This is a genomic window from Acetobacter sp. DmW_136 (genome assembly GCF_008690365.1).
In the GTDB taxonomy this organism is placed as follows: domain Bacteria; phylum Pseudomonadota; class Alphaproteobacteria; order Acetobacterales; family Acetobacteraceae; genus Acetobacter; species Acetobacter oryzifermentans.
Genome location: NZ_VHON01000037.1, coordinates 44,647 through 70,421, shown reverse-complemented (window position 1 = coordinate 70,421; position 25,775 = coordinate 44,647). Strand labels below are relative to the sequence as shown.

General features: G+C 51.1%; 24 protein-coding genes. 7 read left to right on the top strand and 17 right to left on the bottom strand.

Annotation, left to right across the window (positions count from 1 at the left end; translation table 11 throughout):
• Positions 1-62: 62 nt before the first annotated feature.
• The 11 genes from FKW31_RS12340 to FKW31_RS12290 form a co-directional block, all read right to left on the bottom strand.
• A complete protein-coding gene (locus FKW31_RS12340; protein WP_150178680.1) occupies positions 63-929 on the bottom strand; it encodes a LysR family transcriptional regulator in 867 nt (288 codons plus the stop codon).
• Positions 930-935: 6 nt separating this feature from the next.
• On the bottom strand, positions 936-1,832 hold the full coding sequence (locus FKW31_RS12335) for an aldo/keto reductase (protein ID WP_150178679.1): 897 nt from the start codon (positions 1,830-1,832) through the stop codon (positions 936-938).
• 84 nt (positions 1,833-1,916) lie between these two features.
• Positions 1,917-2,648, bottom strand: coding sequence for a hypothetical protein (locus FKW31_RS12330; RefSeq protein WP_006117015.1), 732 nt, complete (start codon positions 2,646-2,648; stop codon positions 1,917-1,919).
• Positions 2,649-2,776: 128 nt separating this feature from the next.
• Positions 2,777-3,367: a hypothetical protein gene (locus FKW31_RS12325; RefSeq protein ID WP_063353565.1), complete on the bottom strand. Its 591-nt coding sequence runs from the start codon at positions 3,365-3,367 to the stop codon at positions 2,777-2,779.
• Between the two features lie 48 nt (positions 3,368-3,415).
• A complete protein-coding gene (locus FKW31_RS12320; protein ID WP_170315326.1) occupies positions 3,416-4,795 on the bottom strand; it encodes an outer membrane beta-barrel protein in 1,380 nt (459 codons plus the stop codon).
• 108 nt (positions 4,796-4,903) lie between these two features.
• Positions 4,904-5,413, bottom strand: coding sequence for a hypothetical protein (locus tag FKW31_RS12315; protein WP_003625993.1), 510 nt, complete (start codon positions 5,411-5,413; stop codon positions 4,904-4,906).
• Between the two features lie 2 nt (positions 5,414-5,415).
• Positions 5,416-6,003 (bottom strand): methylamine dehydrogenase (amicyanin) small subunit, encoded by a 588-nt coding sequence (mauA, locus tag FKW31_RS12310; RefSeq protein WP_006117008.1) that lies wholly within the window; start codon positions 6,001-6,003, stop codon positions 5,416-5,418.
• Positions 5,990-6,592, bottom strand: a complete 603-nt coding sequence (locus tag FKW31_RS12305) for a redoxin family protein (protein ID WP_193561108.1) — start codon at positions 6,590-6,592, stop codon at positions 5,990-5,992. The genes mauA and FKW31_RS12305 overlap by 14 nt, the downstream gene beginning before the upstream one ends.
• Positions 6,592-7,134 carry a MauE/DoxX family redox-associated membrane protein gene (locus FKW31_RS12300; protein ID WP_150178678.1) on the bottom strand — a complete coding sequence of 181 codons (543 nt, stop codon included), beginning with the start codon at positions 7,132-7,134 and terminating at the stop codon, positions 6,592-6,594. Before FKW31_RS12300 ends, FKW31_RS12305 begins: the two co-directional genes overlap by 1 nt.
• Positions 7,131-8,336, bottom strand: coding sequence for an amine dehydrogenase large subunit (locus FKW31_RS12295; protein WP_150178677.1), 1,206 nt, complete (start codon positions 8,334-8,336; stop codon positions 7,131-7,133). Before FKW31_RS12295 ends, FKW31_RS12300 begins: the two co-directional genes overlap by 4 nt.
• A 152-nt stretch (positions 8,337-8,488) precedes the next feature.
• Positions 8,489-9,400, bottom strand: coding sequence for a LysR family transcriptional regulator (locus FKW31_RS12290; RefSeq protein WP_150178676.1), 912 nt, complete (start codon positions 9,398-9,400; stop codon positions 8,489-8,491).
• A gap of 62 nt (positions 9,401-9,462) precedes the next feature.
• On the opposite strand from FKW31_RS12290, the gene FKW31_RS12285 reads away from it, so the two are divergent.
• Positions 9,463-9,999 carry a PACE efflux transporter gene (locus FKW31_RS12285; RefSeq protein WP_035351053.1) on the top strand — a complete coding sequence of 179 codons (537 nt, stop codon included), beginning with the start codon at positions 9,463-9,465 and terminating at the stop codon, positions 9,997-9,999.
• 71 nt (positions 10,000-10,070) lie between these two features.
• On the opposite strand, the gene FKW31_RS12280 is transcribed toward FKW31_RS12285, so the two are convergent.
• The 3 genes from FKW31_RS12280 to FKW31_RS12270 all read right to left on the bottom strand — a co-directional run bounded on the left by FKW31_RS12280 (position 10,071) and on the right by FKW31_RS12270 (position 15,219).
• The gene (locus FKW31_RS12280) at positions 10,071-11,045 is read right to left on the bottom strand and encodes a glycosyltransferase family 2 protein (protein ID WP_150178675.1); all 975 of its coding nucleotides are present in this window, start codon (positions 11,043-11,045) and stop codon (positions 10,071-10,073) included.
• A 107-nt stretch (positions 11,046-11,152) separates the two neighbouring features.
• On the bottom strand, positions 11,153-13,801 hold the full coding sequence (locus tag FKW31_RS12275; RefSeq protein ID WP_150178674.1) for a YfhO family protein: 2,649 nt from the start codon (positions 13,799-13,801) through the stop codon (positions 11,153-11,155).
• 77 nt (positions 13,802-13,878) lie between these two features.
• Complete coding sequence (locus FKW31_RS12270; RefSeq protein ID WP_150178673.1) at positions 13,879-15,219, bottom strand: DUF2142 domain-containing protein; 1,341 nt, start codon at positions 15,217-15,219, stop codon at positions 13,879-13,881.
• A 390-nt stretch (positions 15,220-15,609) separates the two neighbouring features.
• Here FKW31_RS12270 and FKW31_RS12265 point away from each other — a divergent pair, with 390 nt between their 5' ends.
• The 4 genes from FKW31_RS12265 (at position 15,610) to FKW31_RS12250 (ending at position 19,865) form a co-directional block, all read left to right on the top strand.
• A complete protein-coding gene (locus FKW31_RS12265; protein ID WP_035351111.1) occupies positions 15,610-15,843 on the top strand; it encodes a bacterioferritin-associated ferredoxin in 234 nt (77 codons plus the stop codon).
• A gap of 63 nt (positions 15,844-15,906) precedes the next feature.
• Positions 15,907-16,878: an NAD(P)H-dependent glycerol-3-phosphate dehydrogenase gene (locus tag FKW31_RS12260; protein ID WP_150178672.1), complete on the top strand. Its 972-nt coding sequence runs from the start codon at positions 15,907-15,909 to the stop codon at positions 16,876-16,878.
• 157 nt (positions 16,879-17,035) lie between these two features.
• Positions 17,036-17,569 (top strand): Dps family protein, encoded by a 534-nt coding sequence (locus tag FKW31_RS12255; protein ID WP_019089540.1) that lies wholly within the window; start codon positions 17,036-17,038, stop codon positions 17,567-17,569.
• A gap of 397 nt (positions 17,570-17,966) precedes the next feature.
• Positions 17,967-19,865: a Hint domain-containing protein gene (locus tag FKW31_RS12250; protein ID WP_150178671.1), complete on the top strand. Its 1,899-nt coding sequence runs from the start codon at positions 17,967-17,969 to the stop codon at positions 19,863-19,865.
• A gap of 184 nt (positions 19,866-20,049) precedes the next feature.
• On the opposite strand, the gene FKW31_RS12245 is transcribed toward FKW31_RS12250, so the two are convergent.
• Both FKW31_RS12245 and FKW31_RS12240 read right to left on the bottom strand, forming a co-directional pair.
• Positions 20,050-21,666, bottom strand: coding sequence for a bifunctional aspartate transaminase/aspartate 4-decarboxylase (locus FKW31_RS12245; RefSeq protein ID WP_035351046.1), 1,617 nt, complete (start codon positions 21,664-21,666; stop codon positions 20,050-20,052).
• Between the two features lie 115 nt (positions 21,667-21,781).
• Positions 21,782-22,990: an AI-2E family transporter gene (locus FKW31_RS12240; RefSeq protein ID WP_150178744.1), complete on the bottom strand. Its 1,209-nt coding sequence runs from the start codon at positions 22,988-22,990 to the stop codon at positions 21,782-21,784.
• Positions 22,991-23,359: 369 nt separating this feature from the next.
• Here FKW31_RS12240 and FKW31_RS12235 point away from each other — a divergent pair, with 369 nt between their 5' ends.
• A complete protein-coding gene (locus FKW31_RS12235) occupies positions 23,360-23,887 on the top strand; it encodes a hypothetical protein (protein ID WP_150178670.1) in 528 nt (175 codons plus the stop codon).
• 256 nt (positions 23,888-24,143) lie between these two features.
• On the opposite strand, the gene FKW31_RS12230 is transcribed toward FKW31_RS12235, so the two are convergent.
• Positions 24,144-24,938 carry an IS5 family transposase gene (locus tag FKW31_RS12230; RefSeq protein ID WP_150178669.1) on the bottom strand — a complete coding sequence of 265 codons (795 nt, stop codon included), beginning with the start codon at positions 24,936-24,938 and terminating at the stop codon, positions 24,144-24,146.
• A gap of 524 nt (positions 24,939-25,462) precedes the next feature.
• Here FKW31_RS12230 and FKW31_RS12225 point away from each other — a divergent pair.
• Complete coding sequence (locus FKW31_RS12225; protein ID WP_150178668.1) at positions 25,463-25,771, top strand: hypothetical protein; 309 nt, start codon at positions 25,463-25,465, stop codon at positions 25,769-25,771.
• Positions 25,772-25,775: the final 4 nt, after the last annotated feature.

Sequence of the window (25,775 nt, the reverse complement as noted above, 5' to 3'; positions counted from 1 at the left end):
CACACATGTGTTCATTAAAAGTAATGATATATCAGCAAACCATTTACGAAAAATGAATGGTTTTAATCTCTTTCTGCCGGGCAAATGGTATTTATAAACCTGCGTAGCAAAGGTTTTGCACCATTACGCCGCCATACACAGTAAACAGGGGCCGGGCGTAACCCTTGCACGGCTAACACGCGCACATCATCCGGTGCTTTGTGTTGAAAAATGCTTTTAGGAAAACAGGAAATACCAATACCATCGCGCACGCAGGCCCGAATGACATCGTAAGATTCCACTGTTTGAATGGCACGGGGGACAAAGCCCTGCTCTGCCATCCAGCGTTCAAACGCGCTACGGTAAAAGCAATCTGTGTGGAACAAAAGCACTGTCGTGCTGGGCCAGTGAATATCCTGTAAGCTACGGATATTTTGTGGGGCCACCAGCACCAGTTCTTCTGTAAAAACAAAGCGGCTTTCAAGAAGCGGATGCACAATGGGGCCATCCGTTATAGCCAGATCCAGTTCCTGATCATCCAGCATATGTTCCAACGTATAGCTGGCGCGGCGTAACAGGCGTATTTCCACATCCGGGTGGGCGGCCATAAAGGCTGGCATATATTGGGGCAAAAAATGCGCCAAAGCCACATCCAGCGCCCCTATACGCAAAATACCGCGCGGCACATCGGGCTGAAAAAAGCTTGTAAGTCTATGGGCTTTTTCTACAACATCTCGCGCTTCATGGTAAAACAGGCGGCCTTCTGGCGTGGGAATAAGCCGCCCTTTTTCCCGCGCAAACAGATCCTGCCCCAAAAGCTGTTCTAGCTCCTTGAGCCGCGCCGTAATGTTGGAGGCCACACAGTGCATACGGCGCGAGGCCGCAACCACCGAGCCTTCCTCCATCACGGCGCAGAAAATCTGCAACTGCGCCAGACGGAGAGCCTCCATAGTTAATTAAAACTCTTCGTACGTTGCGGGATCCTGCCCGTGGCTGCGGCCATCAGGACGGGCAAGGGTTGCCATGTCCTTCATATCCTGCTCTGTCAGTGAGAAATCAAAGATATCCATATTGGAAATCTGATGTTCTTTGCTGGCAGCTTTGGGAATAGGCACGCAACCCAACTGGTGGTGCCAACGCAGGATAACCTGCACGGTAGATTTGTTAAGCCGCTGGGCAATTTTTGTAATCAGCGGATCTTGCAGCAGCTTGTTGGCCCGGCCAAGGGGGCTCCATGACTGGGTAAGAATATTCAGCTTTTTGTGCAGCGCCCGCATATCATCCTGCGGGAAGTAGGGGGAAAGCTCAATCTGGTTTATAGATGGCAGAACCCCTGTTTCTTTCTGCAATTTTTCCAGATGTTCGGGCAGGAAGTTACACACGGCAATAGAGCGCACATAGCCACGTTTTTTGGCTTCAATAAGCGCCTGCCATGCCTCTACATACTTGCCAACCTTGGGGTTGGGCCAGTGAATATAATACAGATCGTAATAATCCAACTGGGCACGGTAGAGGGATTCTTCAATTGTTGTCAGTGCCTCGTTATAATCATGGTGGCGGCCTGGCAGTTTGGAGGCAATGCGCAGGTTCTCCCGCTTTTTACCACTTTTGCGCACGGCATGGCCTACGGCACCTTCGTTTTCATAATTAAAGGCGCTATCCAGCGCATGGTACCCTACATCCAATGCGCTGACCATTGCTTCCATGCCAGCTATACCGTTCAGTTTGTATGTACCAAAGGTAATAACGGGAAAAGTAAGACCATCGTGCAGTGTGATATCGGGAATACCCAAAACGTGTTCTCCTAAATCCGGCGGTAAACGGCAACATGTTGGTTTTGCGTGTAAAACCATGCCACATGCTATCCCCAACGCCTAGCTGTAGGAGAGGTTGCACGTATCCATACTCATGCCTGCCTTGCAGGTAGCGAACACTCCTTAGGGCAAGGGGGGCAACCCCAAAAGGTTTTCCCTAAGAGCACGAAATATTTTTTCATAAACCGCTAGATCTTCGGTTTCCGGCAATGTCAGATTAAGCATGATGTAGGGCATATCTGGGCGCGTGGTATTCTGCCCCGCAAGCGGTAGCCCCATAAGTGCGGCTGGTGGCGCGCTGCCCTTGGTATCTGGCGCGGAATCTTCTGCCTGTAGGCCAAACAGTTGCGCCTTATCTTTAGCTGGCTGTGCTGGTGCGGCAACAAGCATGTCTTGATCTTGCTCAAGCAATCCGCTTTCTAACAAAATATCTATCAAACACCGTGCGCCTGTTTGCGTATGCGCATGCTTTTTATGCACCGAAACATCTAGAATATGTGCCGATAAATCCTTTTCGCTCATCCCACGCTTGATATCTTCTGTGGTGATAAGCTCCATCATGGCAGAATTGCTAGAGATAGCCTCGCGCCAGTATGCTTGTGCATCGGCCCCTAAAGCATATTCCAGAGCATGCCCCAGCTTTTGGCCTAAAGGGGTAACTGTTTTTTCTGCGGCACCAGCAATAACGCCGATATCCATTAGAAATTTATTGTTTCTGCTGATAGCAGCAGACCCCATTTTGGTAAGCCGCGCAAGAATATCTAGCGTAGGATTATCGGGCACATGACTGTACGCGATAATAATTTTCTCCAACCCTTCAAGAGAGATTTTGGGGAGATGAAAGGAGTCGGTCATGGTGGCACTCCTGCTCTTTTCCAGAACTTAATTTAAATCTGGCAAGTTATGAGCAACAGAGTCAATAAAAACTATTTGCGATTATTTATAATATCATTACCAAATATTTTATAATTACACGTCCAGCATCACGCGCGGTTGCGGCGCGTGTGCTGCATATAGGTTTGCACCGTGCTAAACCCGCTTTCCCACGCGTTCAGCAGGCTTTCCAGATGCTCGCGGTTGTTCACCAACCCACGGGCAATAAGCGTGCCCTGCTGATCGAACAAAAACGCGGCAGGCAATTTATCTACCTGCAAGGCACGGCCCAGCGCCGGATCATTTATAAACGCAGCAGCCGGTGTGTTGGTTTGCTGGGCAAAGTGCTGCTGAATGGTTGGGGCATCATCCCCCGCCAGCACCAGTTCCAGATTTTCACGCCCGCAGAAGTTGCGTGCAATAGGAATAACCTTGCGAGAAATCGGGCATGTTGCAGAAACAAACAGCACCAGCCGCGGCTTGGCGCCACCAGCCAGCCCCAGAACACCCCCCGCCAATGTGTGGAAAGGCTGCGGTGGGCAGGCATCTCCCGGTTGTGGCCCGCGTGAGCTGGTAAGTGCGCCCACAGGTGCAATTTCCTGAAACAAGCGGCGGATACGGCGCAGCATTAAGCCCATAACAATGCAGGCCGCAAGCAGCACAACAGTAAGGGCAGCATTGGCGTATATCAGGTTCTGCACGGGCTGATCCTCTGTGTTGTGCCGGTGGTGGGTTGGCGGAGCGGGTTTTTAGAATGCCCAGATAGCATCACAACTGAACCAGAACATATTGTTCATGCCATTATTGGCATAGTTCACGTTTGGATCATCCGTGGGGGAAACGCGGTTAAAGGGCCGCGTGCCGTTAAGGGATTTATCAAGCCGCACTTCCGGGCGGATGGAAAAAGACCCTTTGGGCAGTTTAAGAAAACCGGGGCGGTACGTAACACCCACCGTCAGTTCCCCATACGTGGTGCCGGGTGCATAATCGTACGGATAGTTCTGGCCACGCAATTCGTTCACGTAAGACATGGGGGATGTGTTGTTGCCCACCACGCCGCCATTATTATCACGGAAAATTTCACCACGGGCGTTAAACGTCAGTTCATCGCTGAAATCATGCGCGAAATAGGCCGTTACACCATAAACGTCATCCCGCAGGTAATCATCATGGAAGTAGGTGGCGTTCAGGGTGACGGTGGTTTTATCGTTAATTTTGTAGGAGGCCAGAAGGTCTCCGATATATTCCATATCGTGGTTGGCTTCGCGCCCAATGGCGTACACGCTTTGCTGCGGGCCAAAATAGCCAATGGCGGCAACATCCAGCTTGCCATCTGCAAGTTCTGTAAACTGGAAGCCAAAATACCCTTTGGGGCGGCTATTGTTTTTGGCATGGCCAAAGGTAGTGGAGTTACCGGCGTTTACACCCAGCACAAGGGCTGCGTGGTCTGTCATGTGCCATGTAGCCAGAACACCCACGGTTTCAAACGGCACAATGTAATCGGATGAATAGTTGTAGGAATAAAAAGGCCGTTCCAGCGCATCTGTGCCTTCAAAACCCTGAATACCGTATTGCTGGCCGATTTGCAGGTCTATCCCGCCTTTGGTCAGCCACGGCAGGTGGGCATCAATATGCGCCTGCGTGGGCGTCCACTGGTATATGCCTGTCAGGTTGCCATCCCCCATGCCAATGGTGGGGTTAAACCGGGCATCGGAGCCATACAGAACCTCAAACACAAAACCCAGCCCATAGCCATCGCCCAGTTCTGTTACCGGGTGGGAGAGTGTGCCTGTAATCTGGTTAAGTGTGGCAGTATTGGCCCTATCTACGTAAGACTGCGCCCAGTTGCGGCCTGTTTTGGTCCATGGGTTACCGTTTACACCGGCTTCCACCACAATATGGCCTTCAACATCATCAAACCATGAGTGGCTGGAAGGGCTTTTTAAATTCACCTCATCCTTCTGGGCCTGCTTTTTTTCTGCTGCTGTTTCTTCCACCGCCAAAGGGCGCTCGGCATCATCGGGGGTGGTTTTTTCCTGCGCAAATGCAGGCAGTGCTGCCAGTTGCAGGGCAAAACACATACCGGCGGACAAACGGTGGCGCAAACGCATGCTCCCTGATACTCCCATTATCCACAAACAACCGCGGCAGGGGGCGGGTTTGCTTCTGTTTTACAGTGTTGTGGCCCAAAGCTGTGATCTAGCCGAGAGCAGCCCCGCAGAACAGGGCTTACCGTGTTACTTTACTGTTGCAGCCGCGCCATTGTTGCCACGATGACACGCAGCCAAAGAGCGCTCCAGCACATGCGCACGGTTGGCCATGAAGTCTGGCATAGAAAGCGGGTGTTGCCGCCATTCATGCACTTCTGCGGCTGTATAGGGCTTAAAGCCCGGCGGCGTGCTTTTGCCGCCCAGATCAATCAGCACAAAGTTCATGACATCTGCCAACTGCTGATCATCCCGAATGAGGGACATGGAAACACCGGGCACCTGCACCAGATATTTCCGCCCTTCATCCGTGCAGGCAAAGCTGCCCACGCTATCACGCAGCATAGGCACAAAGGTTGGGCCAGATACGCCCGCAATACCGTGGCATCCCCCGCAGTGCGAAAGATAGGCAACCTGCGTGGGGTTTAAACTTGTGGCCCCCGGCACGGCATCTGCCGCGCGTGCCACCCCGCCTGCCAAAACCAGTGTTGCACACGCTGCAACAGCAGGCACGGCAAGGCGGAAAACAGCACGCAACATAATCAGGAAGCTTTCCCGATCACCGCAGCCGTGGAGCAGTTGTACATTTCAGACGTGCCCGTGCCAAAGCACCAGATGATGTCATTATTAGCCATGGGGCGGTAGGAAGGCTGATCTCCATCCGTGTTCAGGCAGGTCACCTCGTTACAGGAATCCTGGCCACAGCAATCACGATACGCAATCATGTAGGAATTGCCATCCTGCGGGTTGTAGCAGCTACCAATCCATGATGTGGGAGAAGGCGCTGTGCCCGGCGGGCAGCTATGAACGCCACCCCCACAGGTGGAGCACAAATTGCCATCAATAGCGCAATAACGCCAGTAATCGCACGCATTGGCATCTTTAGCCTGCGCTTTGGCGCCAAATGGCGTTGTAGCCTTGGCCACGGCCTTGGCGGCAGAGGAAGAAGCCGCATTGGCGCGGCTTACCGGCAACAGCGGAAACAGCGGCACGGCAGCGGCCACGCCGCCCAGCTTTGCCACCACGCCACGGCGGGATGTTTTGCCCGCAAAACGGCGGAGCAGAGATTCGGTCAACCGGTCAAACAGGGTGCCCTGTTCTGCGGAGTTCTTGTTTTCAGACGGCAGCATGAGACATTGCTCCTGTATCGGTCAGACCCTGCGGGGGTGTGGCGGTAACGTTGCCAAGCAACCCTTCGATCTGACGCCGGGTATTCACGAGGTCTTTGGCCAGAATGGTGCCGCGTTCATCAAGCAGCACCATGGCTGGCATACGGTTAATTTGCAGCACAAGGGCCAGCTCCACGCCGGTTATCAGGGGAACACCCTGCATTTCCGGGCGGGCAGCCACCATGCTTTTCAGTTCAGGTTCGGGGCCATCGCCCACAAAAATAAGGTCTAACCCACGTTCGGCAGCCACCTGCCGTGCAATGGGGATAACGCGCTTACACACCGGGCATTCCGCCGCCACAAACAGCAAAAGCTGCTTGGCGCCTGCGGGCAGGGTATCGCCCACCACAAAAGGCTGGCCCTGTAGCGTATGCAAAACCAGACGCGGCACAATCTGCCCCACATCCAGCCCCGGCTTGGCTTCCTGATTCCCTAAGGGTGCAAGGCGTTCGTGCAGCACGCCAATCTGGCGGGCCAAGGCCACCAGCATAACGGCAAGCCCAAGGGCCAGAACCGTAAGCAGCCCCTGCCAGATGTACAAAAACAGCATCATGCTTCCTGCCCTCCGCCAGATCCGGGTACGCGTTCTGGCGGCAAGGCCACCAGTGCCAACCACACCAGATACAGCGCCACACCCGCCATAACGCCCTGCCCCCATACAAAGGCAGAAACGCCAGAGGCAAAGCGCGGGGCCAGCGCCAGCGGCACGCACAACACGGTGCGGGCTACCAGCTTCCATGACAAAGTTTCGGACACCAAACCGGGCGTGCACCCGCAAGACAGGCTGGTGCGCCCACGGGCAATATTTATGCCCATAGCCAGTGCAAACACCACCAGCATGGCCGCAGCAGCCAAACCGCCAAGCCCGGCGGCAAAACCGGAAAACAGCGCCAGACCAGCCAGAACCTCTGCCCCAGCCAAGCCCCATGCCACACCTTCGTATGACCAAGAGGGCAAAAGCCGGTAAGAGGCCAGCGTGCCTAAAAACGCATCATGCCCACGCAATTTGGAAACACCAGCCACCAAAAACATGGTGCCAATGCCCCCTGCGCACAGGGCCGCAAGCGGGGCTGTTTCAGCCAGCAGGCTCATCCTTCACCCGGCGCAACCGTAAAGATAAGGGATGTGCCAAGGGCCTTTATGGTGCGCAGGGGCTTGCCTGTAAGCGCATCAGAAACAAAGAAATCACCATTATCTTCATTGGCAGTGAACATCAGCGGATGTGCGTCCTGCGTAACACCTACAAGGTTGCTGGCCACTTTAAGCGGATAGCGGCGGATGCGCTTGTGGGTTTGCGTATCAAACACCCACACTTCCGTGCCGTTATCCTTATGTGTCCAGAACGTGCCTTTGTGCATCAGCACATACATCTGGTGAGATGCCTTGTGCAGTGCGGCAATCTGCCAGCCACCGGGCCGCCATGTTACTTCAAACGGCTTGGAGGAATCGGGGGCGGCTTTCATTCCCGCGCCTTCCTGCAAGGACCACGGTTTTTCTACCGTGCTGTTTTCCCCCATTTTAGTGGGGTACACCATGCCGCTGTAGCTGATGAAGTAAGCCGTGCCATCTGCCGCAACAGTGGGGCTTTGTTCAAAAATACCGTCCTTATCGGGTTCAAAGAACGGTGCGGTGTGCGTCATGCCCACCTTGCCATCTGCCCCAAGGCTAACATTGGCCAGCGTGCCATCTGCACATAGAGAGGAAAAGCCAGCGTTGCCCCACGGATACACCAGCGCACAACCGGGAATTTCTACCGTTTGCGTCACCTTATGGGCGGTGTTGTCCACCACTTCCACGGCGTTGCTGGGGCTCATCTGATACACGTAGGAACGAGAGCCATCGGCATTCAGCGCGAAGTCGTTCTTTTTAGGCGTAACCAGTGCGCGGGCGGGCAGTTTTTCATCGGATGTGATCTTAAGCGTGTTGGCATCATATTCAGCCAGCAGATCGTTCCGTGCGCCACGATTGCCGCGTTCCCATGTGGTTTCTGCCACATAAATGCGCTTGGCATCGGGCGTAAGCGCCATGTTGGCGTTATAGGCGGCCTGCACCATGCCCAGCAGTTTGCCGGAATCGGCATCCACTACATAAACGCGGCCATCCTTGTTGTGGGTATAAACCGCATCTTCCACCAAAATGGTGTGGGGGGAATAAGCTGGCAGGGTAATAACGTCACTCTGCTCGGTCTGTAATACGGGTTCCGCTGCCTTGGCGGCGGTTCCTCCCATGGTCAGAATGGCTGCACTGCCCAAAAGAGCGCGCAGCAGAGAGGGACGGACTTTTTGAAGAGACATGCGAACTGTTTCTCTCGATACCGGAATGTTTCGGTATCATAGCGTTTCTCATTTCGCCTGCAAGACAAAACATGTGCTTTAAGGTGGCATTGTTGTTTTGTTACAACGGCTGTATTTTATTAAATATCAATCCATTACAACTGATCATGCTTTTATGAACTGACCTTTGGCCCTTTATACAAAACAGACTCCGAGGCACAGAGGCGTTGCCGTAACCAGCGCGCAGCCGCGCCTTGCGGCCGTTTGTGATGCCACACCACAGCCAACGGCACGGGCCTATCTCCGGCATCAAACGCCAAGGGTGGCGTAACAATATCTGGTGCTGCGGGAGAGGCCGCTAAAATATGATCTGAAATAAATGACCAACCGATATTGTGCTTCACCAGCTCCAGAATGACCCAGTGGCTTTCTACCCACCACACCTCGCCCGCTACGCGCAGGTGTTGGCGTTCGCGCTCCTGCCCACGGGCAGCCACCATGATCTGCCGATACCGTTTAAGATCTTCCCACGCTATGGGGCCGCATGCTGCCAATGGGTGGTTGCGCCCACATACCAGTTTAAGCGGCACCCGCCCGATGGTGCGAAACGCCAGATCTGGCGGCATACGTGTTTGCTGCCACATAACCCCCAGATGCGCGGCCCCTTCCTGCACAAGCTGGCCAACATCCTCCATGAGCGGGAAAAGGATTTCCATTTCCACATAGGGGAAGTGTTCGGCAAATTCGGCAAAAACCGGGCCCAGAGCGTATTCGGGGTACAATTCATCTATTGCCACAACCAGCCGGTTTTCAACCTGATTTTCTAAAGATCGGGCCACGCCTATCAGGTGCTCGCGCCGGTCTAACACCACGCGGGCCTCACGCAGCAGGCGTTCACCTTCTGGTGTCAATACAGGTGTGCGCCCGGTGCGTAGGAATAATTCCAGCCCCAGATCCACCTCCAGATTGGCCACATGCGTACTAATAGCAGATTGCGCACGCCCCAAACGGCGGGCTGCTGCGGAAAACGAGCCCGCATCCGCTGTGGCAACAAAGGCTTCAAGCTGTTCGAGCGAGACATTCATCCATCTGTTTTCCTGATGGTTCTTATCTTTTCTTTAGCCGGGATGACGATAGATTGCGCCGCATGTCAACGCAAACATTCAGTTCCCTTCAGGCCGCTCCGGCCTCCTCTGCCATGGCAGATCATCATGCTGCACAAAATGCCCCTGCTGTGGGCACGCGCGGCACGGCAGACCGTGTGCGCCACGTATTGCTGTTTGAGCTTATTGCACTGGCCATTGTTATCCCCACCGGCAGCACGCTGTTTGGGCTGCACGAATCCTCTATGGGGATGATCGGCATAGGCAGCGCCATAACCGCTACAATATGGAACTATCTTTACAACGTGGTTTTTGACCGGGTGATGGCGCGGCTTTATGCCACCACCCACAAAACCGTGGGCGTGCGTGTTGTGCATACGCTGCTGTTTGAAGCCGGATTGCAGGTTGTGCTGCTGCCCGCCATTGCCTGGTACCTACATGAAAGTGTGCTCACGGCGTTTTCGCTCAGCATGTCTATTGCCGTGTTTTATCTGGTTTACGCTTTTGTGTTTAACATGGTGTATGATCGGATATTCCCGGTTCCGGCAGATCACCCCGCAACCGGCAAGGCCAACGGGTAAAAAATCCCTTTACAGAGCTGAAGATACCCTACCCTCCTCATTGCAAAACGCCATAATTACGTAAGAAAAACCTACTGGCTTTGCATTGGGAGAGAGTAGGAAAGATAACTCAACCGGCGTTTTTCCAAACGATCCAACGCGATACTATCCAGAATAAGCCCACAAACGAGGGAAAGAGCCGACAGAAGCTCGAACCCTGTTGCCAAAAGCGCTGTTGGCAAGCGCGGCACATAACCGGTTTTAATAAATTCCAGCACGACCGGGATACCCAGCGTCATGCCCAACATAAAAAAGAGAAGAGAAAAAACACCAAAAAACAGCAAAGGCCGTTCGCACCGCACAAGGCTGATTATTGTAAATAATATACGCACACCATCGCGATATGTATTGAGTTTGGAAGTGGAGCCTTCCGGGCGCTCAATATAAGCTGTTTCCACTTCCCCTACAGGCATACACAATTTAAGAGCGTGTACCGTAAACTCGGTTTCTGTTTCAAACCCGCTTGAAAGGGCGAGAAAGGATTTTACAAACCGATTGGAAAAAACACGGTACCCGGACAGCATATCCTTAACGCCCTGCCCGAACATAATCCGCACCAGATTTGTAAGCACCCTATTACCCAGAATGTGCCCGAAGCGATAAGCCGCCTGTCTGTCTGAAACACGTAACCCCGTTACCATATCCAGAGATTGATCATAGGCAAGTTGCACCATCTGGGATGCAGCCGCAGCTTCATACGTGGCGTCACCATCTACCAGCACATAAAAATCGGCATTGATATCAGCAAACATTCTGCGGATAACATTGCCTTTGCCCTGCCGCCGTTCCTGACGGACAACAGCACCGTGCTGCCGCGCTATGGTGACAGTGTTATCCTTTGAATTGTTATCGTAAACGTAAATCCGGGCATCTGGGAGAGCAGCCTGAAATTCGCTGATAACCTGCCCGATCGTGACTTCCTCATTATAACAGGGGATAAGCACAGCAATGCGCAGTTTTTGACCCTGAGCTTCTGATTGGGAAAAAAAATCTGACTGCACAGACATTTATATCAAAACCCTCAAGACCAATCATACACATGCAGTGCTATATAGCATGTAAAGAGTATGCAAAGGCGTCATGTTTTTGCATAATTTCATAACCAAGACAAATATCAGGCTTCTGCTACCGTTTTACGCGGTTTGCAGGCCATCATACCCACCACTGCGCTGCCCACCAGACCTACTGTAAAAAGTATAAAAATAAGCCTTACATGCTGCGGAGCATAGTCATACGCAATATCAAAATGCCCGGTGCCCAAACGGATGCTTTGCTGTACCTGATCTGCCGCCGGAACCAACTGCACTGGTCTGCCATTTACAACCGCAGTCCAGCCTTCGTCATAAAATTCGTTACGGAAAAGATTTCCCGGTTTGTCACACTCCGCATGGGCGTGCGTGTAGTCTTTAAAAGTAACAACACAATTATCTGCATGATAATAAGGCGTTGTGCCAGAAAGATCCTCAATAACAACATGGCCGTTATTAAGGAGTTGCCGGGTATTGGAGCTTCTGGGCAGATCAATATCCAATGTCAGTAACGGCATCGGCTTACCGCCCTCTCCTGGCCACAGGGCTATCGCTGCTGGTTGGGCTGGTGCATCGCTCCAAATGGAATATGTCAGTTGGGTTTGGTTTGCTCCAATCGTAAGTGGGGTAGACAAGTTCAACCATGTAACAAGGTTATCGGCAGCATATTCAAGCTTTCCATCAGCTATAGTGCAGTTTTCTTTGCTGCATAATTTGATATGCCACACACCTTTTGCAGCCCCATTGTATGTTCCCAAACCTGTACCAACACGCCGTAACGTTGCGCCCGCAAGTTCAGGATGAGAAAAAACACCCGAAACCGGAGCGCCACCAAGGTTTTGATAACTGTTGGCCTGTGCAGGAATGCGCGTGCCGATCCGATCATGCCAGAATTGCAGATTTGCCGGATACATGATGACCCCGGTATTATGTTGCTGCAACCAGACAAGCCCATCCTGAAAAGACACAGAAGGCACCTGCCACCCTGCATAAGTCAGACCTTCGGTATCTCCGCTACAAAACTTTCCCAACCCAATGGAAAAGAACGCTGTATGATCATAATGAGGGCATACGTGCTGATCCATCTGCGCGGCAAAACGCTCTGGCAAAGGCAGAAAATTGTAGTTTATGGTGGGAATACCAAAAAACGCACCATAATTGGGCGGAAACACGCCAAAACTTACAAGACGTTTTTGCGTGGTGAGCTGTTTGAGCAAGGATAGAGCATCTGTATCCACCGGTGCCGGACGCACGCCTGTTAAGGTGGGTATAAAAAACAACACCGCTGCATTTACGACAAGTGCTGCAACCACAGTATGTTTACGCTTACCAAGTAATGAAACACTTAATACCGTAAGCACAAGGGTTGCCCATAGCAAAGATAAACCCAGATACCATTTGTACCCAGGGTGATTATAAAAATCCATAATATGTGGGCGCGCTTTAAAAAGGCATATAACGCTGCCAACAAGGGTGCCAGCCAAAGCAAACTTTATGGATTTACGGCCCGAATGTTGGTTTGATGTATTCAAATCATCAAGCAGCAAGCAAGACAGTAACGTAAGAGCAAACCACCATCCCGGTGCAATATAGACGTAAAACATTGTCTGCTTGATACCGGGAATAACGTCTATAAGACGGCTGACAGGTATAAACCCTACAGCTTTTAACCCCGAAAGAAGCAAATAGCCCCCCAGCACAAAGCGCAACCCACGGAAAGAAGTCCCGCGTGAGAAAGCCATGAACAATCCTGCACAGCCCGCAAAAATCAGCGCGATGTCACAATATCCTCCGGTGTGCCACCAAACATCAACGGCTACGGAACCTCCTCCGGCAGAAAGTGCATATAATGGTGGGCCAAAAAGATACGGAAACAGGGTTTGCGCAGGGTTTGCCGCCAACATATGCGCATCATGATAATTGGTGTTCTGGCCCAGAAAACCAATGCGCAACAGGCTAAGAAAAGGCACAACCGCAGGAGCACTTAAAAACAGCCCCAGTATGCCGCCAACCCCAATAGGCAACGCACCTTGCAACCATTTGCCACGCAAGGTGCATACCCGCCATATTGCAATGCACAGTACTAGCAGGCCGCTCATAAACGCTGTTTCGGGAAAACCGGCGTAAAGAGAACCCGCAATGGCCAGTGCTGTTATAAAACAGCCGCCAAGCCGGGTTTTAAGGTCTGGTTGACAACTCCGCCACACCCCCCATGCCAGCAGCGGCAGAAAGGGGAGCGGCATAATGGGCCCATGCGCAAACCAAGCAAGTGTTCCGCTCAGTTCAATCAATATGGCACCCGTAAGAGCCGTAAGCCGGGAAAGGCGCATTTCATACAAAAAACCCAGCATGAACAGGCCGGACATAATCTGCATTGCAATTTTTAAATAAAGAACACCGTTTGCAAAGATCAGCAGGAGAACAAACGGGAAAAACAATGCAGAATTTTGCATTTCTGCCGCAAGAGGCAACCCCATGCCAGAAAAACGCTCCCACCACGGAATATGGCCAGACAACCATTGCCGCGCGGCTTCATGCCCAAGCGCTTGCGTTGTTGCGCCTGCATTTGGATCAACCCAGCCAGGGCTTCCATCCAGAATTGCGGAATGCTCTCCTCCGAAATTCAGGTAAATCTGTAACGGATCTGAAGATAAGATGTTCAACAGACCCAGAAAATGAATAAAGATCGGAATTGCGATAATGATTGCAATGGAATAGCTGGCACGAATATTCATGAATATACCTGGTTTTTATAAATTATAGAAAATTACAAATCATGCGTTTTCATGCAAATGGTGCATCTGCATGATATTCACCAATACCTGTAGGAAAGAGCCTGACACACAGCCGCATAACAGCAGACCATAAACGCCACAACAAAACAGTTTGCAAAAATATTTGCTATGACATCATGTTTTTTTGAATGCTGAATATCTTCAGACATTTCATACTGCTTCCACAAAAAGGGATAAAGTGTACCCAGCATAACAATGGGCAAAAAATATCTCCCCTGCACGCCATCAACAATATTTTTTCCTACAGGTGTCCATGTCACATACAATGCCATAAAGATACCTGCGACCGCAGCCAACATGATCAGCACCAAACCACACACTCGCACGGCTGCTTTCTCTCGGGTTTTCAGAGACCTCATGCACAAAAAAGGGAGAGCAAAAGTGCAGCCCAGCAAAATAGTGGCAAATCTGTACATTCCAGAAGAAAGCGGCAAATCCAGCCAGCCAAGCACGCCAATAGCCTGATTAACCAAGTAGTTCCCGTATGTTTCCAAACTGTTAAGAATACTTTCTACCAGCAGGATGGGGTGCTCGCGTATGAAAGAAAGCTGCCCAGCCGCAGAAGCGCCTTGCGGTGCAAGTTCTGTCAGAACCGGGCGGATTCCACACTCAACCCAGATAGAAAAAACACCCACACTCATGGCACATGATGTGATAACATATTTAACATTGTCCCTGTTCATAAAGAGGACAGGCACACATGCCATAACAAGATAAGGTGCCTTGGCGGCGGCCACGCATCCAAAAGCCAGCCCCCCCAAACAGGCCAGAATGTATTTTTGCCAAACAGCGCTTTGCCGTAATCCATTCAACGTGCATGCAATACCCAGCGCCGCAAGTGCCAGCACCATGCCATCCTGCGAACAGGAACCCATAAGGCTTATGCTCATGGGCAGCGCCAAAATAACCAGCAGAAAAATGCCTGTCTGTGGCATCAAATAAAGTGCCAGCACACTTACTGCCATATCTGCAAGCAGATTACCTACACGGGCAAGGTAAAACGTACCCAGCAAACTTGAATGTAAAAAGCGTGCCCACCACACCCCTCCTACGGCCCCTATATAGGAGGTAGGCGGATAAATAACGGTGTTGGACAACCCAACAGAAACCTTGTTGCCAGACCAAGGCACGGCCATGGCCTGAGCTAGCATTTCCGGTGTAACCTTGCTTTGATGTGAAAGAGCCAGCTTATCAAAAATACCCTCAAGCACGGGCACGGACTGCGAAAGCATGGTGCCGCTTGCTAGACGAGAATATTTGACGCCAACCAGCTCATTATCCGCAATTTCCAAAACCCGCATAAAATGGGCAGGCTCATCCGCCACCTGAAAAGGCGGCGTTAAAATAACGCAAAACATTCCAGTAATCAGTGCAAAAAAAACATAAAAACAGCGCAGCACTTTACGACTTGTAAATATTTCAACGAGATAGGTGCCATTTGCCTCCAAAAAATTTTTAATCACAAATAAACATCCCCAATGAAAACTTCAAAAATATAGTCTGCCCACCCTATATCATTTTGTAGATTCTATTTCGATCATGTTCTCTTACATACTGTTGGGCGCACCATCTGGCCGCCTCCTGCATTAAAACAAGGCAAACAACAGAGCTGAGCTTCCTAAATTTTAGCCTATGGACGCATTTTCCTCTCGGAGAGTTGCAACTCTTTTGCAAAAAAGAATTGCGATTCATTCTTACTTGTGATGAAGTCTCTCCAGAATCGATCAACCACCACAAAGGTGCTGCGTATGGTTGTCTGCTCTTGCAATCGTCTCACTCACAAAGACGTTGAAGCCGCTGTGGCAGACGGGGCAACCCGCCCGCGTGACATTTATGCCGCGCGCAACTGCAAGGCTCAGTGCGGGAACTGCGTAAAAGGCGTTGTCTGCCTGCTGCGTGAGGCCCGGCTAAAACACATGAAAAAAGCCGAAGTTCCAGCCCACATGGTGCCTGCTGCTGCTGGCGTGGCGCTATCTGCCTAAGCGCGGGGCTGCTGCTTTATGTTGTGCTTGCGCCCCGGTTTGGGTTCTGGCACCGCTTAAAGAATGAAACACCGTATTCTGGTTATGGGTGCTGGCGCATGGGGTACTGCGCTGGCCCTACATATGGCCCGCACTGGGGCACAGGTTTATTTATGGGCGCGTAGCCCCGCCCGCTTGCCCTCTGGCGCTATGCCGCGTTTGCCAGATTTTCCGTTACCAGATTCCATCACCGTTTCCTCTGCGCCGCCCCCGGCAGATGTGGCGTGTGCGCTTATGGTTATTCCCACCCAGCATATGGCCTCTGTTCTGCCATTGGTGCCTGTAGGCGTGCCTGCCGTGCTATGCTGCAAGGGCATAGAACGCAGCACACTGGCTTTTCCGCTGGATGTGCTGCATCGGTTGCGGCCAGATGTGCCGGGGGCTGTGCTTTCTGGCCCCAATTTTGCGCGTGAGGTTGCAGCCAATTTACCTGCGGCATCTGTTGTGGCCTCGGCCAATATGGAGCTGGCGCGCAAATTGGTGGATCTGCTCTCTACCCCGCGCCTGCGCCTGTATGCCAGCGCAGATATTACCGGCGTGCAGCTTGGCGGCGCGGCTAAAAACGTTATTGCCGTAGCCGCAGGCATTACCATTGGCGCTGGGTTGGGAGAAAACGCCCGCGCGGCCCTGATAACCCGTGGATTGGCAGAAATAACCCGCCTTGGCGTAGCCTTGGGGGCACAACCCGCCACACTGGCTGGCCTTGCCGGGTTGGGAGACCTATTGCTGACCTGCACGGGCGAGGCATCGCGCAATTATCAGATGGGCTTGGCTTTGGGCCGAGGGAATGCGGCACAAAGCGCGTTGGCCACCCTGCCCGGCGTGGCAGAGGGGGTAACCACAGCAGATGCCCTTCTGGCATTGGCCCGCCACCACAAGGTAGATGTGCCCATTACCGCCTGCATTGCCGCTTTTCTGGAAGGCAAGATTACGCTGCCACAAGCGCAGGAACAACTTTTAACCCGCCCCCTGCGCACGGAACTTGATACCCCTTAAACGCGTTGCTTCCTGACATTCACATGAATGTGAGAATTGTGATCTTTCCATGTCAGGCCTTGCATCATGCCTATATGGCACCACGTGTAAAAGCAGCACTTGGCAGGCACCACTGGTGGTGTTGCCAAAAAGTGAAAACAGGAGGTTCGTTCAAACCATGAGCACAGCCACAGCAAAAGAAGCCCATATCAAGGAATATCTTGGCACGCCAACAGACCTGAAGGCCGATAAGGTAAAGGCCGTAGCAGGTGGTTTGTCCGAAGTTCTGGCCGATGTGTTTGCCCTGTATATTAAAACCAAGAACTTTCATTGGCATATGAGCGGCCGCCACTTTCGGGATTACCACCTGCTTTTGGATGAACAAAGCCAGCAGATTTTTGCCATGACAGACCCCATGGCCGAACGCGCCCGCAAGATTGGCGGCACCACGCTGCATTCTGTGGGAGAAATTGCCCGCAAAACCAAGATTTCTGATAACGATGCCCTCTACGTAACACCCGAAGACATGCTCTCAGAACTGCGGGAAGATAACCTTACACTCACCAAACGCCTGCGCGCTGTGCATGCTATTGCATCCGATGCCGGGGATGTGGCCACAACCAGCCTGATTGAAAACTGGATTGATGAAACCGAACGCCGCACGTGGTTCCTGTTTGAAAGCACGCGCCCGGTTTTTGGGCATAACGAATAAATATGAACGCAAGCATCTAAAAGTTTTCAAAAAGATCTTTCTGAAAAGCGGCCCATATTTGGGCCGCTTTTTATACTGTACAATATTAGAAACAAATAAATGGCATAACATTTATTAATTTTGTAAATTAATATCATATAATTCATTGTTATATCTGTGCTTTTTAGAAAAGCATTCCTGCATCACAGCATTTACATATCGAATATTCAGATGAATATGAAATATAAATTATTAAAAATCGTGCTTATTCGAAGTAAATATTTTTCTATTTCTTATTTTGATAATATTTTCATAACTTTGTTGTTTAGAGAATATTAATGTATTTTTGGAAGAATATTAAATATTTCTTATCCAAATTGTGGATTTGAAGCCAACTGCATATTCAAGGCTCAAGAACATGGCAGATGATGTAACAACCGTTTCCACCAATACAAGTTGGACAAACTACAACGGCGGCGGCACGCAATCCACTGATACCCCACCAGATAACGCGACAGCCGGTTTGGGCACAGGCCCAACGCTGAACGTAACCAATGGTGCGTTGCTTGAAATTTCAGGCTACCTCAACCTCAATGCGGCAACCATTAATATTACAGATGGCGCCACTGTTTCTGTTGTGCCTGCTCTTATTGGTGGAGATCTCAGCAACGCGGCTGGGGGCACCATTAATATTGATGGCGGCACACTTACCGTAAGCAATGAATTCAACGGTAATCAGGCCGTTTACAATATTACCAACGGCACATTATCCGTTGGTAATGATTTTAACGGCAACCAGGCTGTTTACAATATTTACAAAGGTGGCGTGCTAGATGCAGGCACCAATTATTCCAACATCAATGCTGGACGCTTTAATATTGAAGGCGGCACGGTTATATTCTCTGGCATTGCCAATATTGATGGCGGCAACAAAGTTGATTTCCACAACATCCCCGGTGGGCAACTTGTTATTGGCAGCACATCTTTAAGCGATCTTTCAGGAGATTCCCTGAATGTCGAAAACTTTGTGTATGGAGACCAGATCAAGATTGCCTCCAGCACATCTTATAGTGATGATGCGCTGTCCACTGCCGTAAGTGGGGATGATCTGCTTATCCAGTCCACCGTTGATGGTAAAACCACCACGGTTGTAACCATTAAAGGGTATGCAACATCTTCCGCCGCCAATGTAGAGCCCGCCCCCACCGTAACCTACAGCGATGGCTACATTCTGTTTGGTGAACAGAGTGATACAGGCGCATGTTTTCTGGCAGGCAGCATGGTGCGCACCCCGCAGGGTGATGTGGCAGTGGAAGACATTCAGGCAGGTACAGATATTTTTGTATATGACTGGAAAAACAACACAGAAACCACACAGCAGGTTATCTGGGCTGGGCAGGCCTTTACTGTTGTAACCCCCAGCCTGCCGGATGATGAAGCCGGATACCCCGTACGCATTCTAAAAAATGCTTTGGCAGATGGTGTACCTAACAAGGATATGCTGGTAACGGCAGAACATTGCCTGTTCTTTAACGGGCAGTTTGTGCCTGCGCGTATGCTGGTAAATGGCGCTTCCATTTTTTACGATAAATCCATCACGTCTTATCCATATTACCATATAGAAACAGCAGACCATGCCGTAATCTCGGTAGATGGTGTGCTCACAGAAAGCTATCTGGATACAGGCAACCGCCGTAGCTTCCGCCAAAATGGCACGGTTGTGCAGTTACACAGCAAAACGCGCACATGGGCAGAAGATGCCGCCGCCCCATTATGTGTGAATGTTGATTTTGTAAAACCGCTTTTTGATAAATTCAAAAATCGCGCAAGCCATGTAGCAGGCAGCCAGACACCAGCCGCACCCGCCACCTTAACAGCAGACCCCAACCTGCACCTTGTTACGCAAACAGGGGCTGTTATCCGGCCAGTACGCTGTGCCAACCAGCATTACAGCTTTATACTGCCGCCGGGCACGCAGTCTGTTCAGATTGTTTCCCGCGCAAGCCGCCCGGCTGATGTGGTTGGGCCTTTTGTGGATGATCGGCGCCTGTTGGGTGTTGCTGTGGCTGATATTCAACTTGTAACAGCTCGTAAGCGTGCAACCCCCATTACAGCGCACCTTCAGCCTCACAAACCGGCTGGCTGGCATAATATGGGGTGGGCCGAATGTGCATGGACAAACGGCAACGCCACCCTGCCGCTAGATACACAAACAGACCGTAACGAAATTGCCATGCTGTCCATTACCCTACAGGCAACGGGTGTTTACCCGCTTGTAGAAGACGTGCAGCCAAACGCGCAGGTACGTTCTGCCTGATAGGTTCTCAAACCTTTCAGCTATCATAAAAGAGGCCCTGCTTTTACAAACAGGGCCTCTTTTTATTTTGTAATCTTTCTAGAACTGCACAGTTGGAAGAGGCGTTTTCTGTGCCACCCACATATCAGGCGGGATTTAAAAAATGCTCTGCCTGCATGATATAATAGGGTTTTGGCTAAACACGTTATTCCCCTTTACTGTTCAGCCCTTTTTCCTGCCGGTAGCGGTCATAATACTCACCAGCCATGCGGCGCAGGGCGGCCCCAATGGCAGCGTATTGATACTCGTTCAGGTTGGCCAGCGAGGCACGGGCCGAAGGGCGTTTTACGGCAAAACCATCACCCGGCAGCAGCACAACGCCTGTTTCCTCTGCAATACGGAACAGGATTGTCTGATAATCCATACGTGTCATCAACCAGCGGGCAAAGCGGGTGCCGTAAAGCTGTGTCACCACATTTACCAAATCTATCAGCGTGTAATAATGCGTGCTGCCAGCATCATCCGGGGCTTTTACGCCCAGATCTCGATACAAGGCCAGTTCGCGCCGATGCAGCAAACGCTTAAGGGCGTTTTTATACGCATCCCGCCCATCTATTAACGCAAACAGGGCAAACAGCACCATTTGCACCTGCTGCGGGGTAGAAAGCCCTGCTGTATGGTTAAGGGCCACGGTGCGGCTATCTGCCACCAGCCTATCCAAAAACTTCAGGCCGCGCACATCTGGCGTAAGCGAGGCATAGCGTTTATCCAGCTCAACCTTTTCGGCTTCTGGCAGCGCCGCCAGTGCCTCATCCAGCACGTTTTGTTCGTGCATGGCAATCACACCCAGACGCCAACCCGTAGAACCGAAATATTTGGAGAAGGAATACACCAAAATAGTATTATGCGGGCAGATGGCATAAATAGAGCGGAAATCATCTGCAAACGTGCCGTACACATCGTCTGTTACGATAATGAGGTCTGGCCGTTTTTTAACAATCTCGGCAATGCGGGCCAGCCCTTCATCACTTATCCGCACAGATGGGGGGTTGCTGGGGTTAACCACCAGAAAGATCTTAACGGATGGATCAAGCAGTTTATCCAGCTCTTCATCCGGGTATTGCCAGCCTTGTTCCGGGCAGGCGTTAATGGCCACTTCCTGCAACTGGTAATCACGCAGTTCGGGAATTTCTACATACGGGGTAAACACCGGCATGCCGATAGCCGCTTTATCACCCGGATTGATCAGCCCGTTTTCACGTAGCGATGCAAAAATATAGCTAATGGCCGCCGTGCCACCTTCCAGCGCAAACAGGTTTGTTGTGCTTTCTGGCATGGTGCCGCCTGCCATTTCGTGCAGCAGATAATGGCGTACCACTTTTTCCGTATAACGCAGCATGCGCGGCGGTGTGGGGTAATCACAGCCTAAAATACCGGATGTAATTTCCAGCAAAAATTCATCTGCGGGCAGGCCAAGCTGGTCGCGCACATAAGATACGGCACGGCGCAAAAAGGAAATACCCGGCACGTTCTGGTTATCTGCCAAAAATGCCTCAAACCGTGCCTCTATGCCCTCACGCCGGGGCACACCGCCTACGCCTTCTGCCATGTAGGAAAAGGTTAAAGCAGAATCTGCTGCGGCAAACATGCCAAGCTGAAAAAACCCTTGCCGGGGCAATGTTGCCAGAAAATTGGGGTTGCCACGCCCGGCATCCAACATGGCGCGCTGGGCACGACCAGAGGCCAGCTTTATAAGCTCATCTTTCAGTTCAAATGGGCTGAGATGACGAAATTTTTGATACGCATCTGGCGTGGTAGACATGCGGGGTTTCCTTCCTGCGGAACTTCTTGCCATCATCAGCTTGCATGTCCTGTTCTATTATGACCAGTGGGAAAGTGTAAAAAAACAGCGGTTTGGCCCCTTGCATGAGGTGCAATTACACTTCCTCGTTCGGGGGGAGAGGTGCGGAAAGACGGCTGGCTACAGCCAGAAGCACCGCCGTAATGGGGGAGGCAAAAATAAAACCCCACATACCCAAAAACGCACCAAAAATTGTTTGCGAAAGAATGGTGAGTGCAGGCGGCATCCGCACCGCACGTTTTTGAATGAAGGGAGACATCACATACCCTTCAAACGTCTGGATAGCAGCATACAGGCCCGCCACCATCATGGCCTCACGCGGGCCAACGGAAAGTGCAATCAGCAACGCAGGCACGGCCCCAATAAACGTACCCAGATACGGCACAAAATTGGCCAGCCCCGCCACCAGCCCCAAAGGCAGCGCCAACGGCATGCCCAGCAGGGAAAGGCCGCTCCATGTCAGCATGCCCACAACCGTCATATCCAGCATCTGGCCCGCCACCCAAGCGGTTAGGGCGTGGCCGGTTGTAAGCAACACAGTGCGCATGGTGCTGCGGTAAGCTACAGGCGTTATGCGCAAAATGCCGTTGGCATACAGGTGGGGTGAAAGCGCAAAATACACCCCGGCAATAATAATCACCACCATGGTGCCAACCGAACCAAAGGTGGATGTCAGCACGTTAGTCATGGAGCCTGCAAAATCCATGCCACCTTCTGAGCCTGCACGCCCATCTGGCACCATGTTGCCACCCAAAAAGCGCGGGAAGTGATCTAGCACCGCATGGCCCAGCGGGTTGCTGTCCAGCATGTTGTGCAGGGCATCACGCTCGCTGGTAAGGGCTTCATGCAAGTGCGAAAGCTGCACTGTCAGTTCCGGGCCGGACACATGCACCACAAGGGAAAGCGCGCCCACAAGCACCAGCACAAACAGCATGACAGAAAGCCACTGCGGAATATGCAACAGGCGGGAGATAATGCGGGCCACAGCATGCAGCACCACCGCCACAAGGGCAGAGGCAAACACCACCATCACCACCGCGCCGCCAGAGCTTACAAACAGCCCGGCCGCCGTAACCGTTACCACCATAACGGCCAGCCGGTAAAAGCGGCGCACCGTGTTTTCCAGCTTGTGAACAGATGCTTCCAGCCCCGCAAGCTGCGGCGCCTCAGGCGCATGGGCCGTAGAAGCGGCTGGCGTTGGAGCGTGAGGGGGTGGGGCGCTGCTATCTGGCGGTTGCACGGCGTGTTTTCTCCTGCCTGCGGGGCGGAAGAACACAGGGCGCACTGCACCCTCTGCCAACCACCGACATTTGTGCCGTTGTGCTGCAAAATGGCACCGCCCACACCCTTTTTTCTTGCAACGCAGGCTAAACGTGGCGGGCCACCCTGCCTGTTTTGCCTGTTACAGGCTGTTTCATAAGTCAGTAAACGGCCAAATTTCTTGAGTCATACCCTACAAACTTGGGCAGTTTGACCGATAATGGGGTAATTTAGGGCAAAAGTTATTCTTACCCGTTTGGGTTAAAATAATAGGGCGACTTGCGCCCTAATTGTTGCGATAACACAACATATAATCTGATGAAGTTCATTATATTAATATGAATATCTTGCTATAATCGCCCTATAAATAGGAACAAAAATTAAGGAAAATAATATGGCAACCCCTGAAAATACCGATGAAACCTTAGACATGTTAAATGAAGATGAGTATGGAGTGAATGGTAATAATTTTTCATTCTGGCTTATAAAAGAAGCACTTCAAAGTGGCACTGACATACTAACTAGACAAGAAAAAACCATTGATGCTTTGAGGACGCAAGCGACATCTATGCTTGGTTGGTTTGTAACACTGACAACGGCAGTAACATTTGCTTCTGTATCAGCAAATAAAATTGCTGTGGGAGCCTGTATGGCTGCTTTGGGTTGTATCGCCTGCGTATGTTGTATTGTATCTTTGCTACCTCAAAAATGGGTATACAAAGAATTTGAACCTCAACAAATATTAGAAGCCCAAGAAGAATCAGAAAAAGACTTCAAATACGCGAATGCATTAGGATATCAATACGCAATAAAAATCAACAAAGAGGCATTAGACAAAACCACCACCTATATTAAGTATGCGTGGCTCATTTTTTGTCTAATGCCTCCAGCGGGAATTTTATTTTACTTTATTTTGTCTTAAACTTCTACTCTGAGTTCCTTTTGTTTCAATGGGCGGAATTCTAGGATTTATGCCGTTAGGCATCCCACCTTGAACTATAGAACCCCGTGTGGGGGCCTGCATTATGCCGCCACTTTTTGAAGTTCTTATTGTAACATTAGTCTTAGGCGTTGGTTTTTTCTCAGACATTTTTACGTAACCATTCCAATTTGCTTTTAAAATATCAGAAACCACTTACAGCGTAAAGAATGATAGAATTTAGATATATTCCCTCACATTAAACAGGCACCACCCTTCTCAGCATCAAGCGTATGAAGGCCAAACGCACCATCCCGCAACTATGGGAAATGGTGCGCTCTTGGTCAATCGTAAGACGCCTGCAATCACCAAGCCAAGCGAAGCTACGTTCTACCACCCATCTGTTTTTGACGGGCACAAAACCAGTCTTGGCTGTGGTGTGGTTTTGTCCAATCTCTACCACGGCCTTGAAGGCTGATTTCACATACCCCGCAAACATGGTTCCTCTGAACCCTTTGTCTGCCACCACCTTCTTCAAACGGGGATTTTTGGCCCGTTTGCGGTATTTGGTCATGACCTTTTTGCCGCCTTTGGTGTCATGGCGGTTGGCCGTGGTCACGGAGACATCAACCAGTAGCCCAAGGCTATCGGTGGCAATGAACCTCTTGCGACCTTTTACGCGCTTGCCACCGTCATAGCCCTTGGTCTCAGCACTGGCACACTTGCCAGTTTTGACGCTTTGGCTGTCGATTACCAACAAAGACGGTTGCGGGTTTTTGCCTGCGGCCCTTCGCACCCTCTCATACAAGTCATAATGGATACGCCGCCACCGGCCCCGTTGCTGCAATTCAGCAAAGTAGCGATAAACGGTCTCCCACGGGGGGAACTCTTTGGGCAAGCCGCGCCACTTGCAGCCATGAACGACTACATACAGGATGGCATCAACAACGCGCCGCATATTGGTTGCGCGTGGCCGACCGCCTTTCTTGGCGCGAGGAATGTGACGTTTGATTAGCCCCCACTGTTCATCAGTGAGATCAGTATCGTAGGCCATCAAATGCACACCACGCCAATCATCTCCCTATTATACGATAGGGCATACCCAAGTCAATTAAATTTTATTTTAATATCGTTCTATATCAAGGGCTTACAGTGAAACCTAGCTGCCAGTTTCGGCCTATGCTACTATGTAGCCGCGCTTGGCAGCGCACTGAAACAAGGTGGCCCCTATGTCGGGTGGCCTACCAAATAGAACACCCGGACTTATTGTCCAGCGGTGAACGGTGAGAGCTGTTTACTGTTGCGGGAATAGGTAGGGCGTGAGTTCACCTTTGTTTCACACGCTGCCAACCGCCCGACGCCAGGAGGTGTCGGTGGCACATCTATGCCCTTGGCAGGGCAATGAAATGAGGCAACTATGAAACCGGGTATAATTCTCGTTAGCGCGGGATTATTGCTAGGTTCTACCCAAGCCTTTGGGAAAAACGTCTGCGATAAACCTGATGCAGTGCAAGCCGCCAAAGAGCAGCTTGCACGATCACTCGACATATCTGAAACCGATGATATGTCGCTCATAAATTGACCGACGGCACCCCTGTTTGCACAGGAAAACTATCCAATCCAAAATTTGAAACCATTTCTGTTTGGAATGTTTCGTATATGTCGGGTCAGCCTGTTGTTTCTGTTCTTCAGGCTATTACGCCAGCCTATTTCAAGAGCAATGCGTATGAACAGCAGCAACAAGAGGCGAAAGCACATTCTGATGCTTTTCATCAAGAATATCAGCAACGAGTGCAGCAAGAGCAGCAACAGTTCAAAAAAGAAAAGCTGAAAGAAAGTTTGGGACCCATAGGCGACATTGGTGGCGCATTAGGTCTTTTCAACTAAAAAT